Source organism: Azospirillum brasilense (assembly GCF_008365405.1).
Lineage (GTDB): Bacteria > Pseudomonadota > Alphaproteobacteria > Azospirillales > Azospirillaceae > Azospirillum > Azospirillum brasilense_D.
Window position 1 is genome coordinate 31,218 of record NZ_QOKV01000023.1, and the last position, 18,431, is coordinate 49,648.

Sequence of the window (18,431 nt, forward strand, 5' to 3'; positions counted from 1 at the left end):
GGCACTCTACCGGTTCGGTGGAAGAGCGTCCACCGCCGCCAACACGCCCGCCGCGTCCATGTCGGCGAAGGACGGCCGGTGGTGGACGGCCATGCGCGGTCCGTTGGCCTGGATGGGAACGGACACGTCGCAGTACAGCCCCAGCGTCGGGCAGCCGACGGATGCCACCAGATGGGTGGGGCCGGTGTCGTTGCCGATCGCCGCCCAGGCCCGGCGGGCCAACCCGGCGATCTCCGGCACGCTGGTGCGGCTGGTCAGGTCCACGGCCTGTGGACAGGCGGCGGCGATGGCCCGCGCGAGGTCCGCTTCGATGGCCGTGCCCAGGACGACCGGCGTGATGCCGCGCGCCGCCAGCGCGCGCGCCAGTTCGCCATAGCGCTCGACCGGCCAGCGCTTGTCGGGCCGCCCGGGGGAGGAGCCGGGAATCAGCAGCGCGTAGGGCGCGGCGATGCCGAACCCGCCGATGTCGGCGTCGAGCCAGGACAGGTCCGGCACCGCGTCCGGCACGATGCCGAAGGGCGCCAACTGCCGGGTGTAGCGCTCGATCACCGGCACCTTGCGGCGCCCCGGATACTGGTCGCGGTGCGAGGCGCCCCAGGCCGTGCCCGACCATTCCGGCCAGGGGCCGGGGGCCAGCAGCCACCAGTAGCGGTCGGTGCGCGGCTGCGCCTGAAGGTCGTAGACCCGGTCGAAGCGCCCGACGCGCAGCAGGCGGCGGACGCGCCGATACGCCCCGAGGGACCGCTCCCGCGGGTCCTCCAGAACCTCGTCGAACAGGCCACTGAGGCGGGCGAGCGGAGCCAGGGACGGCAGGGTCAACAGCGCCAGATGGTCGGCGGCGTGGTGCCGCCGGATGGCCGAGAAGGCGGTCTGGGCCAGGAAGAAGTCGCCGAAGGCACCCAGCTTGATGAGCAGGACGCGGCGGGGTTCGTTGCCGCTCTCCACCGTCATTCTCCCCCCGCCGGGGTGCGCGCGGCCAGGCGGAGCATCAGGCCGGCGGCCAGCATGCCGCCCATCCACCACGCCTGCCAGATGCCGTAGGCCGTGCTCGCCATCGCCAGCGCGGACGCGAAGAGGGCCAGCGCGAAGGGTTGCAGCCGCCGTTCCAGCCGCCCCGTGCCGAGCAGCAGAAGCAACGCCGCCGCCAGGGCCAGCACGGCGCCGAAGGCGCCAAGCTCCAGCCAGACCTGCAGGAAGGCGTTGTGGGGGTGCAGCGGCAGCAGGCTGTCGGTCAGCGTGCCGAAGCGGGACACCGCCCCCTCCGGCTCCAGCGCGCGGGAAGCGTCGATGCCCTGTCCGAAGATGGGCGTCTCCAGCGCCCGGCTGGCGGCCATGCCCCAAATCTCCACCCGGTGCTGGGCGGACCGGAACAGCCAGTCGGCACCGTCCAGGTTCAGCACGCGGTCGAACAGCAGCACCAGCGGCAGCACAAAGGCAAAGGCCACCCCCAGCACCGCCGCCAGCACCCCGCGGACAAGCCGCGGCGACCACACAGCCAGCGCGAAGGCCACCCCGCCGACGGCAATGCCCAGCATGGCCGACCGGCTGGTCAGCAGCAGGCAGGCCGCCGCGAAGACCGCGGGAAGTGCGACGGCCAACCCCCGCCTCCCGGCCCGGTCGAGCGCCATCGCCGCCGGCCAGACCAGCAGGCAAAGCAGAACCGCGGTGCGCTTGGGCACGTTGGTCTCGGCGATCTCCACGCCCGCTGGCACATGGTTCCACCAGCGGTGCAGCGGGAAATCCAGCGCCGCCTCCACGGCGAACAGCAGGACGCCGGCGAACACGCCCACCAGGAACAGGCCGGTCAGCCGCCGCGCCTCCACCCCCGGCAGGGAGGACAGCCACGCCCCGCCGGCCAGCGCGCCGAGGCCGATGTAGCCGATCTCCACCACCGTCAGGCCGGCGCGCGGCGATGGGCTCCACAGGATGGAAAGAGAGGCCAGGACCAGGAAGGCGAGAACCACCGCCGTGCCGGGCATCGCCCGTTGCAGCCGCCCCAGGGCGCCGCGGCGGGCCAGGCCAGCCAGCCCGACCAGCGCGATCAGGATCGCCCAGACCGGCAAACCGCGCGGCGCCATGGCGGCCAACGGGCCAAGCGCCGCGACCGCCACACCGGCCAGACCCGCCAGGATCGCGTCGGGTATTCCCCGTGCGGAGTCGCGCTGTGACAAGGGGAAGGCCATGAGATCTCGCGTCCGTGAGGCACGGCGCGGCTTAACAGATGCCCCGTGCGAAAGCAACGGGAACGGGCCGGGGGATTTTTCGGCCCCCCGGCTCCCCGTTGTACCGCGATCAGGCGGTCCGCACCTTGTTCAGGAAGCCCTGCACCTCGGAGCGCAGATGGTCGGCCTGACAAGCCAGAGTACGGCTGGCGCTCAGCACCGCGTCGGCGGCGCCGCCGGTCTTGGTGGCGGCGTTGGTCACTTCGGCGATGTGGTGCATCACCTCCTGCGTGCCCTCGGCGGCCTGGTTGACGTTCTGGGCAATCTCGCGGGTGGCGAGACCCTGCTGCTCCATGGCGCGGGCGATCTCGGTGACCGTGCTGCTGATGGTCCCGACCGCGTCGGAGATGGTGCGGATGGCGCCCACCGCCCCGCCCGTCGCCGCCTGCATCTGCGCCACCTGGTTGGAGATTTCCTCGGTCGCCTTGGCGGTCTGGCCGGCGAGGTTCTTGACCTCGGTCGCCACAACCGCGAAGCCCTTTCCGGCCTCCCCGGCCCGCGCCGCCTCGATGGTCGCGTTGAGGGCCAGCAGATTGGTCTGTTCGGCGATCTCGCCGATCAGGTCCACCACCTGCCCGATGCGTTGCGCCGCCTCGGCCAGACCTTCGACGATGCCGTTGGTCTCCGTCGCCTTGGCCGCCGCCCCCACCGCCACCTGCGAGCTGCTGTTGAGCTGGCGGGAAATCTCGGCGATGGACGAGGACAGCTCCTCCGCCGCCGCCGCGACGGTCTGCACGTTGCTGGAGGCCTGCTCCGACGCTGCGGCGACGGCGCTGGACTTGGCGGTGGTCAGGGCGGCGTCGGACGACATCTCCTGCGCGTCGCGGCCCAGGTTGCCGGCGGACTCGGTCAGCGACAGCACGACGCCCGACACCGCCTGTTCGAAGCCGTTGGCGAACTCGTTCATCGTCCTACGGCGGTCGGCGTCGATCTGCCGGCGCATCTCCTCCCGCTCACCCTCCATGCGCTGCATCTCCAGGGCGTTCTCCTTGAAGACGCTGAGCGCGTCGGCCATGGCGCGCAGCTCGTCCTTGCGGTCGCCGCCGGGGATGTTCACCGTCAGGTCGCCCTCGGCCAACCGTCCCATGGCCTTGGTCATGGCGTGCATCGGATGGGTGATGGCGCGGTCGATGATCCAGGCCATGACCATGCCGAGCGCCAGCGCCACGGCGGCGCCGATGATGATGATCAGTTCCGCCCCGCTGCGCCCGTTCTCGCGATCGTCGCGCTGGATGGAGACGAGACGGGTCACCTGCTCGCTGACGTCGCCCGCGGCTTTGGCCATGGTCTTGGAGGCGGTGCGCTGGCTCTCGCTGGTGGTGACGAGGGCAGCGAACTCCCGGTCGAAGGCCTGGGCCGCTTCGGTGATGGCGGCGATCAACGCGCGGCCTTCCGAGTCGACCAGCACGGCTCCGGCCTGGTTGGCGAGCGTCAGCGTCTCCTTCACCGCGCCATGCACCCGCGCGCCGGCATCGTCCCCGTTCATCAGGACGAAGTCGCGCTGCCCCAGCATCGCGGACTGCGCGCCCTGGATCAGGCGCATGGCGATGCCGCGCAGTTGGACCGCCTCGTTCACCTCGCTCTGGGCGAAGTTCGCGGCCTCCTGCAACGCGCTGGAGACCATCGCCTGGTTCTCCTGCATCTCGTGGGCGAGGTTCTGGATCTCATGGGCATGGCGATCCAGCGCCTGGATGCGGCCGCTGGCCGAATCGCCGGCGCCTTCGGCGCCGGCTTGCTCGAACACCATGCGGTAGGCGCCGGCGATGGTGACGATCCGCTGGGCCAGTTCCTCGTCGTTGGTGCCGACGAGATCCTTCTCGATGGCCTCGGCGTTGGCCAGCAGGACGGCGATGGCCTCCCCGGCGGCCGCCATCGTGGCGGGATTGCGGGTGTGCGCGAAGTCGGACTGGAGGCGCCGCGCCTCCAGCACCATCTCGATCAGCCGGTCGGCGCGGTCGGAGGTGTCGCGGCTCTGCCGCACGGCGTGCTCCGCGTCCTTCAGGCTGACCATGTTCTGCTCGTAGCGGTCGGACTGCTGGTTGCCGATCTTTTCCGCGATCTCCCGCAGGGCCTGGGCGCGCGTCTCCATGCTCTGGGTGCGGGCGCGGGCCTCCTTGTCCTGGGCAACGAAGTTGGCGAAGGCGCTGCGGTAGCCGGCGATGCCGGCCAGGATCTCGTCGACCAGCCGGATGCTGCCGGCGTCCTCCAGCGCGGACCGCGTGCCCTGCGCTTCGTCGCGCAGCCGGTCCAGCATGCCGGGCACGTTGTCGGCGGCCTTGGAGTCGCGCTCCGTGACGAAGCGGGCTTCCTCGATCCGCACGGTTTTCAACCGGGCATCCAGTTCGGCGGTGTGGGCCGCCAGATCGACGCGTCCGGCGTAGGTGCGCAGGCTGTTCCAGCCAACGAACGCCACCGCGACCGTCATCAGAAGGACCGCCGCAAAACCGAGCGCAATCCGCGTTCCAATCGTCATGAAATCGGGCTCCCCCCGGATCGGACGGCCTCATACGCCGGCCGTCGTCATGCCTTTGTCGCTAAGGGATACATCAGAAAGGGTTAATTTCTGGTTTGATAAACGCAACTGGTATCACCGCTTCAGAACCGGTCCGGCATCCACGGTGCCGGTCCCGAGAAAAACCGCGCCGCCAGCGCCACCGCATCCTCGCCTCCACGCAGAAGGCCAACCTGCCGGAGAATCTGCGGGCCTTTGTGGCCACTGTAGAGGGCGGCGAGGGCCGCGATGGACAGGGAAAGCCCCGATCCGGCCGCTTTTCCGCCGCCGCCCGTCTTCTCCGGAATCCGGTCCACGCCAGCCTTTCCATCGGACAGGCGCAACCGGAAAGTGCCGGAATTCTCCGGAATCACCGCATCCGTGACGTCCAGCGTCAATTCGCCGGCAACCCCAGGTGGATAGCCGCGGGCCTCCAAGGCGCGTCGAAGGTCGAGGATGCGCAACAGCCATTCGTCCCGAGCGTCGGCACGCGGACCGCTGTCCGGCGCCATCAGGACCAAAGGGTCGTCGGGCCCGCCGCGCCAGGAGACGCGGTCGACCTGCGCCCGGTAGCCGGCCAGGAAACCCTGCGCCAGCCGCACCGCTCGCGGGCTGAGCAGGCATGCGTCCGCAACCACCAGCTTCCGGTCCGATGGAGGCGCCACCGCGACGTATCCTTCCAACCCCCTTGGACCACCCAAAGTGTAAACATCGGACGGAGCGCCGTCCGGACAGAGGGCGAAGCTCCACAGCCCCTCATTGCGCTCCACCAGACCGTTGGCGGTGGTGAGCAGGCTGCGGCGTAGCGCCGCAAGCTGGCTGGCGTCGCTGGCGTCGGTTCGACGAATCCACCCGTCCTCCGGCGGCGGCCCGGCGGCCAGGGCGGCCGGCGGCGCGCTCCAGTCGAAGGACACCCCGCCCCGCCCGAAGCCCAGGCGGGTGTAAACCGGCAGGGTCGCCGGATAAAGCACGGACAGCGCGGCGCCCCCGGCCCGCGCCTCCTCCAGCAGACTGCGCATCAGCGCGGTGCCGTAGCCGCGCCCGCGCTCCGCCGGATCGACCGCCACCGCCGCCACGCCGCAGGACGGCACCGCGCGCCCGCCGAACCACTGATCCATCGGCCAGACGGCGGCGCAGGCGACGAGTTGACCGGTGCTTCCGGCCTCCGGCCCGGCGCGCAGGCCGCGCATCACGTCCGGCCCGAACAACTCCACCGACCGGTCGAAATACTCGCGGGGGATGCCGAAGCCCTGGCGGACCAGGGCCGCGGCGTCCGCCCGCTCCTCGGGCAGAAGGGGGCCGAAGCCCCCGGTCACAGCGGTCACACCTTCGCTCCGTTCAGCGCGCGGGCCTGATCGCGCAGCACGTATTTCTGGATCTTGCCGGTCGAGGTCTTCGGCAGGGCGGTGAAGACGACCGTGCGCGGGCATTTGAAGTGGGCCAGATGCTCGCGGCAATAGGCGATCACCTCGGCTTCCGTCAGCTGCTTGCCCTCCTTCACGGTGACGAAGGCGCAGGGAGTCTCGCCCCACTTCTCGTCCGGGCGGGCGACCACGGCGGCCTCGACGATGTCCGGATGCTTGTAGAGCACCGATTCGACCTCGATGGTCGAGATGTTCTCGCCGCCGGAAATGATGATGTCCTTCGACCGGTCCTTCAACTCGATGTAGCCGTCGGGATGCCAGACGCCGAGGTCGCCGGTGTGGAACCAGCCGCCGGAGAAGGCCTCCTGCGTGGCCCGCGGGTTCTTCAGGTAGCCCTTCATGACGGTGTTGCCGCGCATGAAGATCTCGCCCATCGTCACGCCGTCCTTGCGGGTCGGCTGGAGCGTGTTGGGGTCGGCGACCATCAGCCCTTCCAGCGTGGCGTAGTTCACGCCCTGCCGCGCCTTCAGTGCCGCGCGCTCCTCCAGCGGCAGGTCGTTCCAGTGCTCATGCCAGGCGCAGATGGTGACCGGGCCGTAGACCTCGGTCAGGCCGTAGACGTGGGTGACGTCGAAGCCCAGCCGCTCGATCTTTTCGATCACCGCGGCCGGCGGGGCGGCGCCGGCGGTCATCATCTTCACGCCGGTCGGGATCTCCCGCTTCTGGTCCTCCGGCGCGTTGACGATCAGGCCCATGATGATGGGGGCGCCGCACATGTGGGTGACGCCGAGGTCGGCCAGAGCGTCGTAGATGCCCTTGGCGGTGATGGTGCGGACACAGACGTTGGTGCCGGCCATGGCGGTGACCGTCCAGGGGAAGCACCAGCCGTTGCAGTGGAACATCGGCAGCGTCCACAGATAGACCGGATGGTGCGGCATCGCCCAGGTCAGCACGTTGCCCATGGCGTTCAGATAGGCGCCGCGGTGGTGGTAGACGACGCCCTTGGGATTGCCGGTGGTGCCGCTGGTGTAGTTGAGGGCGATGGCCTGCCATTCGTCGGCCGGCATCGGCCACTCGTAGGCCGGGTCGCCGGTCTCCAGGAACTGCTCGTAGGTCTGCTCGCCGATCAATTCGCCGCCCTTGGCCTGAGGGTCGTCGATGTCGATGACGATCGGGCGGCGCTTCGGCTCCAGCATGTGGACGGCCTTGGAGATGACGCCGGAGAACTCCCGGTCGGTCAGCAGGACCTTGGCCTCGCCATGCTCAAGGATGAAGGCCAGCGCCTCCGCGTCCAGGCGGATGTTCAGGGCGTTCAGCACCGCGCCGGTCATCGGCACGCCGAAATGCGCCTCGAAGGATTCCGGCGTGTTGGGGGCCATGACCGCGACCGTGTCGCCCAGCCCGATGCCCCGCTTGGCCAGGGCCGAGGCGAGGCGCACGCAGCGCTCGTAGGTTTCCGCCCAGGTGCGGCGGACCGGGCCGTGGATCACGGCGATGCGCTGCGGATAGACGGCGGCGGTGCGGCGCAGGAACGAGAGCGGCGACAGCGGCACCGCGTTTGCGGCGTTCTGGTCGAGGTCGGTCTCGTACGGGTTATGCCGGGCGTCAGTCACGGGGGGCCTCCCTGATGCGTCTCTGTTCAAGAACTCGTTGGGATGAGTCTTGCCAGAGAATCCAGAGGCTTGGAAGAGGGGTGGCCGGGCGATGCGCGGTCATGCCGCGCTGCGGCATCCTGCCCGGTTGACCGGATCGATCCGCGGGCGGTCAGCCCTTGCGGACGGCTTCGACCCGCCCGCCGGTGATGGCGACGAGTTGCGCTGGGGTCAGGCGGAAGACCGCGTTGGGCGTACCGGCGGCGGCCCAGATCGCGTCGAGGCTCATCAGGTCGGCGTCGATCAGGACCAGCGGCGGCACGGCGTGGCCGATGGGCGGCACTCCGCCGATGGCGAAGCCGGTGCTCTCGCGGACGAAGTCCGGATCGGCCCGTTCGATCCTCTCGCCGATCAGCCGGCCCACCGCCTTCTCGTCCACACGGTTGGCCCCGCTGGCCACCACCAGCACCGGACGGCCGCTGTCTTTCGCACGGAAGATCAGGGACTTGGCGATCTGCGCCACGGCGCAGCCCACAGCGTTCGCGGCGTCCTCCGAGGTGCGGGTGCTGCCCTCATGCTCGACCACGCTGTGGCCATGGCCGAATCCGTCCAGCAAGGCCTGGACCCGTTGGGCGGAGGGGCTGAGGGCGGCCATGGCGCCTTACTTCGCCAGCTCGCGGGAGCGGTTCGCGGCGGCGGCGACGGCGCGGTCGAGCAGCGGCTGCATGCCGTCCCCGGCCATCAGGACGTCGAGCGCCGCCTGGGTGGTGCCGTTGGGGCTGGTCACCGCCTTGCGCAGGTCGGCGGCAGCGGTCGGAGACTGATGGAGCAGTTCGCCCGCCCCCGCAACGGTGGCCCGCGCCAGACGCATGGCAAGCTCGGCGGGCAGCCCGGCGGCCTCGCCGGCCTTCGCCATGGCCTCGACCATCAGGAAGACGTAAGCCGGGCCACTGCCCGAGACGGCGGTCACCGGGTCGAGAAGCGACTCGTCCTCGACCCAGGCTACGTCGCCGACCGCGCGCAGCAGCGAATCGCACAGGGTCTTCTGAGCCTCGGTGACCACCGGGTTGCCGACGGCGACGGTCATGCCGCGGCCGATGGCGGCGGGCGTGTTGGGCATGGAGCGGACGATGGCCGCCCCCTCCCCCAGCGCCGCCTCGAAGGAGGCGATGGTCTTGCCGGCGGCAACGGACAGGAACACCGTGCCGGGACGGACCAGCGCCCGGTAGGCCGGCAGGACCGAGTCCATCACCTGCGGCTTGACGGCCAGAACGACGACATCCGGTGCGAAGCCGGCTGGCACGGCGTCCGGGCCGCTCGCCAGGACGACGGCGGGGCTGCCGCGCAGGGACTCCGGCAGGCCGGACGGCTCCACCACGGCGACGCTGGATGCGATGCCGGCCTTCAGCCAGCCGTCGAGCATCGCGCCGCCCATCTTGCCGCAGCCGGCCAGAAGCAACGTGCACCCCTGCGTTCCACCCTGCGCCATAACGCTCACGCCTCCCCGGCGGTGTCGAGGATGGCGGCGGACACCGCCTCCGACGCGGACTTGCCGCCCCAGATCACGAACTGGAAGGCGGGGTAGAAGCGCTCGCACTCCGACAGGGCGATCTCGACGAGGTCCTCGAGCTGCTCCACCGTCGCGCCGCGCGAACCGCGCAGCAGCATGGTCTGGCGGAACATCGGGGTGTGCTCCTCGGAGCAGACGTCGAAATGGCCCAGCCACATGCGTGCGTTCACCTCCGCCAGCAGATCGTTGACCGAGGACCGGCGCGCCGCCGGGACCTTCATGTCGAACTGGCAGGAGAACTGCATCGCGCTGACGTCGGACTGCCAGACGAAATAGAGCCGGTAATCGCACCAGCGCCCGCCGATCTCGACGATCAGCTCGTCCTCGCCGGCCCGCTCGAAGGGCCATTCGTTGGCGGTGACGATCTCCTCGACGATGTCCAGGGGATTGTGCGCGGATGAGGGGGTGTCGACGGCAACAGCCGACATGTCGGCGTCCTCCTGTAAAGGCGCGGTGGACGGAACCGCCCCGGGGCCGGTCCGCCTTCGCGCAAGAAGGGGAAGCCCCGAGATGTTGTGGCTGGCAGACGGATGGGTACCACCCGATGCACCGTGCCAAAAGGGTCTGGCCGGCGCAACTGGTTTTCGGCGGTGCATCCGTGAAGGATCGGAGACGGGAGGGAGGGCCGGATCAGACCGGCCCGGTGCCCCCTCCGGCGATGGGACCAACAGGGGGAGCGGCGGCGCCCGCCGCCGGCTTCGGTTCGCGTCCGGCCTGCAGGCCGGCCACCGTGGCCTCCAGCGCGGCGAGCCGCTCGGCCATCGCCTCCTGCTCCTCGCGGGCCTTGGCGGCCATGGCGCGGACGGCCTCGTACTCCTCGCGGCTCACCACGTCCATCCGCGACAGAACGCGCTCGAACTGCTGGCGCATCTGCGCCTCAGCTTCCTCGCGCAGGGACGACAGCGCGCCGAGCGCGCCGCCCGCAACGCGGGCCAGATCGTCCAGAATCTTATTGTCCACCTGCATCGACTCAAAATCCGCTTCTTGTCTGCCGCATTATGGGACCCGCCCCACGGAACTTCAACGGGCTTGGACGCAATGCGTCACGGGGCTTGGACGCAATGCGTCACGGGGCTTGGACGCAATGCGTCACGGGGCTTGGGCGCAATGCGTCACGGGGCTTGGACGCAATGCGTCACGGGGCTTGGGCGCAATGCGTCACGCGCGTCCACTCTCAACGCCGCAGACCGTCGATCAGCCCCTTCAACAGCGCGTCCGGCTTCGGCGCGTTGCCGCCGCCGGGGATCGGCAGATCTTTCGGCACCACCTTGTTCAGCAGCCCCTCGGCGGCGCGGCGGGCGAAATACTCCTGCACCTCCTGCATCTCGAAGGAGCGGGTGGGTTTGTCGAGCGCGCCGGTCATACGGACGGTCAGCGGCGGCAGAGCCTGGTCGGACTGCACGGTCAGGCGGACGCGCATGTCGATGGTCTGCGCCGGCAGGTTGACCTGCCCCGCCGCCACCGCCTCGCCCAGATCGGAGGTCAGGCGCGTGTCCTCCGTGCGCGCCACGCCCTTGTCGATGGCGAAGCTGCCGTCCAGCCGGGCGAAGCGGGTCTCGCCGCCCTGAAGCCCGCCCATCACCGCGCCCAGCAGCTCCTGCGGACGCTCCAGCTTGGTCAGCCGGTCGCGCAGGGCGCCCAGGTCGAAGCCGCGCAGCAATCCGTCGCGGGCGCTGATGCGGCCCTGACCGGCCAGCGCCTTGAGCATGGCGTCGCCGCCGGCCCCGCTGGTCGTCAGGTTGGCCTCGGCGTCCAGCACGCCGCCGGCGATCTCCAGCGCACCGCCGCCCAGCCCGCCGCCCACCGCCTCGGCCAGCTTGGCCTTGGACAGGGTGATGGCGGCCTCGGCGGTCGGCGTCTGGTTGCCCGGCGCGGCGAGCCGCCCGGTGGCGCCAAGCTGCCCGCCCATCAGGGTGCCGTCGAACCGCTCCACTGTCAGCACGCCGTTGGTCACCGTGGCTCGCAGGGCGGGATTCTCGATCCGCGTGCCGCCCTTGACGAGGGCGGAGGCGGTCAGCGCAAAGCGCCCGTCGAAGCGGCGCAGCCCGCTGAAATCCCCCGCCGCGACGGGCGCGCCCGAGGACGTCTCGGCCGACGGAGATGGGGCGGCCGCCGGGCGGGCCGCCGCGGCGGGGAGCGCCGCCAGCCGGTCCAGCTCCAGGTCGCCGGTCTGCAGGTCGGCCTCGACCCGCGGCTTGCTGCCGTTGAGGTCGGCGCTGGCCTTGCCCTTGACGGTGACGCCGGCCACCGTCCCCTGGATGTTGCCCAGGGTGAAGGCCTTCCGCGTCCCCGCCAGCTCCGTGTAGAGGTCCATCGGGCCGTAGGAGGCCGGCACCGCGCCACCGGCGGGCGGCGTGTCGGCGAACAGGCTGGCCAGCCGGGCCAGCTCCGGATGCTTGGCGCGCAGCTTGAGGTCGGCGCTGGGGTCCTTCTCGACGTTCGACAGCGTGCCGCCCGCCTCCAGCGAGCCTTCGACCGCCTCGACGCCCAGCTCGACCGCCAGACGGTCGGCGTCACCCGACAGGCGGGCCTGCGCCTTCACCGCGCCCAGCCGCTCCGGCGAGGGCGCACCCTCCGGCCAGGGAACGGCGCGCGCCACCCCATCCAGGCTGGGGGCCTCGGCGTTCAGCGTCAGATGGGCACCGCGCAGCGGCTCCAGCCCGGCGATCTGCCCGTCGAGGCGGAGCTTCACCCCGGCGGCGTCCTGCACCGTCGCCTCTTTGATCGACAGGGCGCCGCCCGCGGCGGTGGCGTCGAGCCGAAGCCCCTGCACCGGCGTGTTGCGCACGGTCAACTGGCCGACCGACACTTCCAGGTTCGCGTCCACGCCGGCCAGCAGCCGGGCCGGGGTCATCGACGAATTGCCGGACGAACTCCCGTTGCGCGCCGGGGCGGCCGTCCCGTTCGCAGCGGGAGCGGTCTGGGCCGCGTTGGCGCCGCCCGGCGGGGGCAGATAGGCGTCGAGGTTCAGCCGGTCGAGGTCGAACCGCGCCCCGAAGGCGGGCCGGCCACGGTCCACATAGGCGACGGCGCCGGTCAGCCGGCTGGCGTCCACCCGCAGGTCAAGCCCGCTCACGTCCACACGCCCCGGCCGGCCCTGCAACTGCGCGGCGATCGAGGCCCGGCGCAGGCGATCCGCCGGCACGGCGCGGACGTCCACCCGCAGCCACTCCAGCAGGGCGCGCAGGTTGTCGGCGTTCGCCTCGATCCGCAGGTTGAGGTTGGGCTGGCCGTTGGCCGCCGCCAGCTCGCCCGCCGCCACGATGTCGGACCCGCCGGGCAGCAGCGCGCTGACGCGGTCGATGTTCAGCGTGCCGCCGGTCAGGCTGGCCTCCACCCGCCCCTGGCGCATCACGCCGCCGTTGTAGGTGATGCCGTCCACCGCGAGGTCGAGCTTGGCGTCCAGCGCGTCCGGCAGGGCGAAGCCGCCCGGCTGGCCAGCGCCACCCGAAGGAGCGCCGGCGGAGGGGGCGCCGGCGGATGGTGCGCCGGCGGACGGAACGCCAGGCGCCGCGCCCTTGCCCCCATTGCCGTTGCGGGCGGCCGACGGGGTGCCGGTCTCCGTTCCGCCGCTCGACCGAGCGCGCTCCAGCCATGCGTCGAGATCGAGCCGGTTCAGGGCCAGGGTCAGTTCCGCCCGCGCCGACGTTCCGCTGCGCAGGGTCGCCGTGCCGGTGGCGCGCGTGTCGCCGAGCTGCGCCTCCAGATTGGTGAAGGTCGCCGTGGTCGGCGACGCCTCGACCGCCGTGCGGATGCCGAAGGACTGGGCGAGCAGCGCGTTCGCCTTCCTGTCCTCGCCGGCCGCCGCACCGTTGCGGACCAGGGCAATGACGCGGGACAGGTCGCTGCCCTCGGCGCGCAGGTCGCCCTGGGCGCGCGACCCGCCGTTGCCCGGCGGGTTGGTCACGATCCCGGCGAAGCGCAGCGTGGCGTCGGTGTCGGCCATCGACAGGGCGGCCCGGACCTGGACGGCGGCGCCGTCGATCAGCCGGCTGACGAACATCTCCCCGCGCAGCGGCACGCCGCGCGCCCGGAAGCTGCCCTGCCCCTGGAACGGCCCGGTGAAGCTGCCTGCGACGATGCGCGCGTCGACCTGGTCGATCACCTCCGATTGGCCGGTGCGGGCGTCGCGGTACTGGATGGTGCCGTTCTGCACCGTCACCTGGTCGAAGCTGACCGCCGAGGCCAGCCCGTCGCCGGAGCCGCTCCGCTCCGCTCCGGCCGGTCGCCCTGCGCCGGACAGGTCCCAGTTGAAGCGCCCGTCGGGCAATGTTTCGAACAGGAAGGTGGGATCGATCAGGCGGATGCTCTGCACCTGGATGTGGCCGCTGAGCAGCGGGCCGAGCGCCACGCGGACGTCCAGCTCCTTCAGGCGGGCCATGTCCTGCTCCGACCCGCCGGGCGCGTTGGCCAGACGGGCGTCGCGCACGGTCAGCGCCGGGGCCGGCAGCAGCGACAGGCCGATGTCGCCCCTCAGCTCCACCTCACGCCCCGTCGCGGCGGACACCCGCTCCGCGATCTGGGCTTTGTAGGCGTTCCAATCGACGACGCTGGGCACGATCAGCACCGCGGCCACCAGCAGACCGACGACTATCAGAGCTGCGATCAGGAATCTCTTCACCGGTTGACGCGCCTTCCCCACCGTTCGGCTGTTGAGTCGCCGTGTTGCCGCCACAAGCCGCGAGAACCGCTGGCGCCCGCTCCGGTCTTCCGGGTGGCACGGGGTTCCGCTAAACTATCGTCCCGAAAGAAAACAAGCAATTTGGGCATTCCAACGGCCGCGTTGAACGAAGGATCAAATGCCCCGCCCTGCGGAGATTTCCCCCATGGCCGATGTCGTCAACCTGAACCGCTTCCGGAAGATGCGCCAGAAGGAAGAGCGTGAAAAAAACGCGGAGGCGAACCGCATCCGCTTCGGCCGCACCAAGACCGAGAAGCTGCGCGACCGCCAGGAGGCCGAGCGCCGCGCGGCGGAGCTGGACGGCAAGAAGGTCGAGGGCGGGACAGAGGACAAATGACGGCCAAGCCCGTGCTTTGGTATCGCTTTTGTGACAATTAGGTATTCAAACAATTCGTCCGTAAGACAATCTGGAACGCTGCGGACCGCTTTGCTACACTCCTCCCTCACGAGAGGCGCAATGGGCAAAGGGGAGGACCATCATTATGGTCGACATGTCGTCTCACCGCGGTGCGTCCCAATTTCATCGGCCGGTCCGGCGCAAGGAACCCTCTGAATTCCACAAGCCGGCACCCTATCTTCCGCGAATCCGCAGCGTCGACGTCGACCGCCCCTGGGTGTGGCTGAGCGCCGGCTGGCGCGACATGTGCGCCAGCCCGATGATCAGCGCCGCCTACGGCCTGCTGGCGGTCCTGTCCAGCCTCGCGCTGGTGGCGGTGCTGTCGATGCAGGACATGCAGTATCTGGTGCTGCCGATGGCGGCGGGCTTCATGCTGCTGGGACCGGTCTTCGCCGTCGGTCTCTACGAGACCAGCCGCCTGCTGGAGCGGGGGGAGACGCCGACCCTGATGAAGGTCGCCGGGGCCTACCGCCGCAACGGCGTGCAGATCGCCGGGATCGGGCTGGCGCTGATGCTGGCCATGCTGGCCTGGATCCGCATCGCCTTCCTGCTGTTCGCGCTGTTCTTCGCGACGGAGCCGCCGGCCTTCGACCAGCTCGTCGACCGCATCTTCTTCTCGGCCCAGACGATCCCGTTCCTGCTGACCGGCACCATCGTCGGCGGCGTCATCGCGACGGCGGTCTTCGCCATCAGCGTGGTGTCGATCCCGATGCTGCTTGACCGCGAGACCGACAGCTTCACCGCGATGGCGACCAGCGTCGCGGTGCTGCGCAAGAATCTGCGGACCATGGCCGGCTGGGCCTTCCTGATCGTGCTGTTCACCGCGGCCGGTATGGTCACCGGCTTCCTCGGCCTGGCGCTGGCCCTGCCACTGATCGGCCACGCCTCCTGGCACTGCTACCGCGATCTGGTCGGCGCGGACTGATGTTCTACGGCCCGATGCCCCTCTCCCATCCCGGGCGAGGGGCTTTTCCCATCCTTCAAGACGGTTTCTTGAAGAAGGCCTCCGCAGCGTTCTTCTGCGCCTCCTTGGCGGCGATGGCGGCACGGGCGCGGGCGATCTCGGCCTCCAGCCCGGCGATGTAGTCCTTCAACTCCGCCACGCCCAACGCGGTCAGGTCCTTCAAGACCGGCTTGGCCTTGCGCGGCTCCAGCTCGTCGATGTCCATAGGGCTTCTCCTCCCGTATCCGCGCATCCCTGCCCCGCGCCGTCCGCTTCCCGCCCGTCGGAAAGGCCGGCGGGGCGTGCTTGTCAGCGCCGGTGCGGAATTCTAACTTTGGACGCCTGCGGACACAAACGGCCCGGCCGCCTGGATTGCAGATGACCGGATCGGCGCCGGATCGGTGGACACCGCATCAACGAGGAATGGGGAAGACACCATGGGCATCGCCCTGCCGGACAGCATGACCTGCGTGGAGATTTCGCAACCCGGCGGCCCGGAGGTCCTGCGCACCGTGCAGCGCCCCGCCCCGGTGCCCGGCCCCGGCGAGGTGCTGGTGGCGGTGGAGGCGGCGGGCGTCAACCGTCCGGACATGCTGCAGCGCCAGGGCCGCTACGACCCGCCGCCGGGCGCCTCCGACCTGCCCGGCCTGGAGATCGCCGGGCGCGTCGTCGCCCTGGGTGAAGGGGTGATGGATTGGGCGGCCGACGACGCGGTCTGCGCCCTGATCGCCGGCGGCGGCTATGCCCAGTATTGCGTGGTCCCGGCGCCGCAGCTCCTGCCCGTGCCGAAGGGCTATGGCATGGTCGAGGCCGCCGCCGTCCCGGAGACCTTCTTCACCGTCTGGACCAACGTGTTCGAGCGCGGCGCGCTGAAGCCCGGCGAGACGCTGCTGGTCCATGGCGGGTCCAGCGGCATCGGCACCACGGCGATCCAGCTTGCCAAGGCCTTCGGCTCACGAGTCTTCACCACCGCCGGCAGCGCCGAGAAGTGCCGCGCCTGCGAGGAACTCGGCGCCGACCGCGCCATCGACTACAAGACCGAGGACTTCGCCGCGGTCATCCAGAAGGAGACCGGCGGGCGCGGCGTCGACGTGGTGCTGGACATGGTCGGCGGCGACTACATCGCCCGCGACATCGGCATCATGGCTCCGGACGGGCGGCACGTCTCCATCGCCTTCCTCCAGGGGCCGAAGGTCTCCATCAACATGTTCCCGGTGATGACCAAGCGCCTGACCCTCACCGGCTCCACCCTGCGCGCCCGCTCGGTCGAGGAGAAGGGCCGCATGGCCGCCGCCCTGCGCGAGAAGGTCTGGCCGCTGCTGGAAGGCGGCACGGTCAAGCCGGTGATCCACAAGGTCTTCACGCTGGAGCAGGCGGCCGAGGCGCACGCTCTGATGGAATCCAGCGCGCACATCGGCAAGATCGTCATGACGGTTGGCGGCTGACCGTCGCCGCACCCGCGAACCGTTGGATTGCGAAGGGAGTTCCCCGGTTTCACAGCCGGGAATTCCCATTCAAGCAATTTTTTCGCTTCATTCTTGTTCCCGGACAGCCGGGTGGGCTTGCTAAAGCGCGCCAAGACGGTTAGCAGAGGGATCGGTGTCCGGGTTTTCCCGGCCGCCTGCCCGAGCACGCTTACATCGACCGGTTCCGGCCCTATATGGAGGGCGAAGCTCGGGACCATCCGGTAAAGTATGGCCGATCGCGCCACCCGCCAGCGGGTGCGGTCGGGTTGGAGTTGTCAGGAGGGACGATGGCACTGCCCTTGATGCCGAAAGCGACGGCCGTCTGGCTGGTCGAGAACACATCCTTGACCTTCGAGCAGATCGCCGCCTTCTGCGGCCTGCATTCCCTGGAGGTCCAGGCCATCGCCGATGGCGAGGTGGCGGTCGGCATGGTCGGGCTGGACCCGGTGGCCAACGGTCAGTTGACCAAGGGCGAGATCGAACGCTGCGAGCGCAACCAGGATCTGCGCCTGAAGCTGCTGGTCCCCGACCTGCCGCTGCCGGCGGCGCGGTCCAAGGGGCCGCGCTACACCCCGATCACCAAGCGCGGCGACAAGCCGGACGCCATTGCCTGGCTGCTGAAGCACCATCCGGAGCTGTCGGACGCCCAGCTCTGCCGCCTGATCGGCACGACCAAGCCGACCATCGCGGCGGTCCGCGACCGCACGCACTGGAACGCCCCGAACATCAAGCCGCGCAACCCGGTGCTGCTCGGCCTGTGCACCCAGCGCGAGCTGGAGGAGGCGCTGGCCCTAGCCGTCCGTCGCGGCGGCGTCCCGCTGTCGCAAGAGGAGCGCGAGGCCCAGGACGGCGAAGACGGCTACGGCGACGAGTCGCCCTATTCGGAGCAGGAAGAGGCGCGCTGACGCCGCCTTCCCGGCCCCTCTCCCCCGGCGGGAGGGGGGCTTTTTGCTTTTATGCGCCGGGTGCGGCCCGTCCCTCCGCCCCCGGCGCCGGGCCCGTGAAGGGGTCCATAAGACCGCGCTCTGGACGACGCCCGGCCCGCACGCTACTTCTTCGGCATGACTGCACCCTCCCGTCTTGTCGTCGGCATCAGCGGAGCCTCGGGCGTGATCCTGGGCATCCGGCTGCTGTCCGTGCTGCGCCGGATCGGCGTCGAATCGCACCTCGTCGTCAGCCGCTCCGCCGAGGTCACCCTGGCCCATGAAACGGACATGAAGGTAGCGGAGCTGCGCGCTCTGGCCGACGTGTCCTACGCCGCCGCCGACATCGGCGCGGCCATCGCCAGCGGCAGCTTCCGCGCCATGGGCATGATCGTCGCCCCCTGCTCCGTCCGCACGATGAGCGAGATCGCCACGGGCGTGACCTCCACCCTGCTGACCCGCGCCGCCGACGTCACGCTGAAGGAGCGCCGCCCGCTGGTGCTGATGGTGCGCGAGACGCCGCTGCATCTGGGGCACCTGCGCACGATGACCCAATTGGCCGAGATGGGCGCGGTGATCGCCCCGCCGGTCCCCGCCTTCTACAGCCGCCCGCAGACCATCGACGATCTGGTGGACCACGCCGTTGGGCGGGCGCTCGACCTGTTCGGGCTGGACGCGGGCATCGTCCGCCGCTGGGGCGAGCCGGCGCCTGCGGAGGTTCTGGAAACATGATCCGGCCTGGGCTATACCGCATCCGCTAAATCCCGACCGTAGAGGGGTAT

The 18,431-nt window shown here is 70.4% G+C and carries 16 protein-coding genes; 5 read left to right on the forward strand and 11 right to left on the reverse strand.

Annotated elements, in window-relative coordinates; all coding sequences use genetic code 11:
- Positions 1 to 6: 6 nt before the first annotated feature.
- The 10 genes from DS837_RS26130 to DS837_RS26175 form a co-directional block, all read right to left on the reverse strand.
- On the reverse strand, positions 7 to 951 hold the full coding sequence (locus DS837_RS26130) for a glycosyltransferase family 9 protein (protein WP_149167409.1): 945 nt from the start codon (positions 949 to 951) through the stop codon (positions 7 to 9).
- Positions 948 to 2,183 (reverse strand): O-antigen ligase family protein, encoded by a 1,236-nt coding sequence (locus DS837_RS26135; RefSeq protein WP_149167410.1) that lies wholly within the window; start codon positions 2,181 to 2,183, stop codon positions 948 to 950. Before DS837_RS26135 ends, DS837_RS26130 begins: the two co-directional genes overlap by 4 nt.
- A gap of 109 nt (positions 2,184 to 2,292) precedes the next feature.
- Positions 2,293 to 4,695, reverse strand: coding sequence for a methyl-accepting chemotaxis protein (locus DS837_RS26140; RefSeq protein ID WP_149167411.1), 2,403 nt, complete (start codon positions 4,693 to 4,695; stop codon positions 2,293 to 2,295).
- A 122-nt stretch (positions 4,696 to 4,817) separates the two neighbouring features.
- A complete protein-coding gene (locus DS837_RS26145; RefSeq protein ID WP_247890138.1) occupies positions 4,818 to 6,038 on the reverse strand; it encodes a GNAT family N-acetyltransferase in 1,221 nt (406 codons plus the stop codon).
- Positions 6,035 to 7,690, reverse strand: coding sequence for an acyl-CoA synthetase (locus DS837_RS26150; protein ID WP_149167413.1), 1,656 nt, complete (start codon positions 7,688 to 7,690; stop codon positions 6,035 to 6,037). Before DS837_RS26150 ends, DS837_RS26145 begins: the two co-directional genes overlap by 4 nt.
- Before the next feature lie 151 nt (positions 7,691 to 7,841).
- Complete coding sequence (locus tag DS837_RS26155) at positions 7,842 to 8,324, reverse strand: YbaK/EbsC family protein (protein WP_149167414.1); 483 nt, start codon at positions 8,322 to 8,324, stop codon at positions 7,842 to 7,844.
- Positions 8,325 to 8,330: 6 nt separating this feature from the next.
- Positions 8,331 to 9,158, reverse strand: a complete 828-nt coding sequence (gene proC / locus DS837_RS26160; protein WP_149167415.1) for a pyrroline-5-carboxylate reductase — start codon at positions 9,156 to 9,158, stop codon at positions 8,331 to 8,333.
- Positions 9,159 to 9,163: 5 nt separating this feature from the next.
- Positions 9,164 to 9,667, reverse strand: coding sequence for a type III secretion system chaperone family protein (locus tag DS837_RS26165; RefSeq protein ID WP_109068036.1), 504 nt, complete (start codon positions 9,665 to 9,667; stop codon positions 9,164 to 9,166).
- A gap of 202 nt (positions 9,668 to 9,869) precedes the next feature.
- Complete coding sequence (locus DS837_RS26170) at positions 9,870 to 10,205, reverse strand: accessory factor UbiK family protein (RefSeq protein ID WP_149167416.1); 336 nt, start codon at positions 10,203 to 10,205, stop codon at positions 9,870 to 9,872.
- Between the two features lie 208 nt (positions 10,206 to 10,413).
- Positions 10,414 to 13,860: an AsmA family protein gene (locus DS837_RS26175; protein ID WP_149167417.1), complete on the reverse strand. Its 3,447-nt coding sequence runs from the start codon at positions 13,858 to 13,860 to the stop codon at positions 10,414 to 10,416.
- A gap of 205 nt (positions 13,861 to 14,065) precedes the next feature.
- Here DS837_RS26175 and DS837_RS26180 point away from each other — a divergent pair, with 205 nt between their 5' ends.
- Positions 14,066 to 14,257 (forward strand): DUF4169 family protein, encoded by a 192-nt coding sequence (locus tag DS837_RS26180; RefSeq protein ID WP_149167418.1) that lies wholly within the window; start codon positions 14,066 to 14,068, stop codon positions 14,255 to 14,257.
- Between the two features lie 145 nt (positions 14,258 to 14,402).
- Positions 14,403 to 15,242 carry a DUF2189 domain-containing protein gene (locus DS837_RS26185; protein WP_149167419.1) on the forward strand — a complete coding sequence of 280 codons (840 nt, stop codon included), beginning with the start codon at positions 14,403 to 14,405 and terminating at the stop codon, positions 15,240 to 15,242.
- Positions 15,243 to 15,297: 55 nt separating this feature from the next.
- Here the strand turns inward: DS837_RS26185 and DS837_RS26190 are convergent, their stop codons facing one another.
- Positions 15,298 to 15,486: a DUF1192 family protein gene (locus DS837_RS26190; RefSeq protein ID WP_149167420.1), complete on the reverse strand. Its 189-nt coding sequence runs from the start codon at positions 15,484 to 15,486 to the stop codon at positions 15,298 to 15,300.
- A 211-nt stretch (positions 15,487 to 15,697) separates the two neighbouring features.
- Here DS837_RS26190 and DS837_RS26195 point away from each other — a divergent pair, with 211 nt between their 5' ends.
- The 3 genes from DS837_RS26195 (at position 15,698) to DS837_RS26205 (ending at position 18,381) form a co-directional block, all read left to right on the forward strand.
- On the forward strand, positions 15,698 to 16,705 hold the full coding sequence (locus DS837_RS26195) for an NAD(P)H-quinone oxidoreductase (RefSeq protein ID WP_149167421.1): 1,008 nt from the start codon (positions 15,698 to 15,700) through the stop codon (positions 16,703 to 16,705).
- A 308-nt stretch (positions 16,706 to 17,013) separates the two neighbouring features.
- On the forward strand, positions 17,014 to 17,631 hold the full coding sequence (locus DS837_RS26200; protein ID WP_014239918.1) for a DUF1013 domain-containing protein: 618 nt from the start codon (positions 17,014 to 17,016) through the stop codon (positions 17,629 to 17,631).
- A gap of 156 nt (positions 17,632 to 17,787) precedes the next feature.
- Positions 17,788 to 18,381: a UbiX family flavin prenyltransferase gene (locus tag DS837_RS26205; protein WP_041810970.1), complete on the forward strand. Its 594-nt coding sequence runs from the start codon at positions 17,788 to 17,790 to the stop codon at positions 18,379 to 18,381.
- Positions 18,382 to 18,431 lie beyond the last annotated feature (50 nt).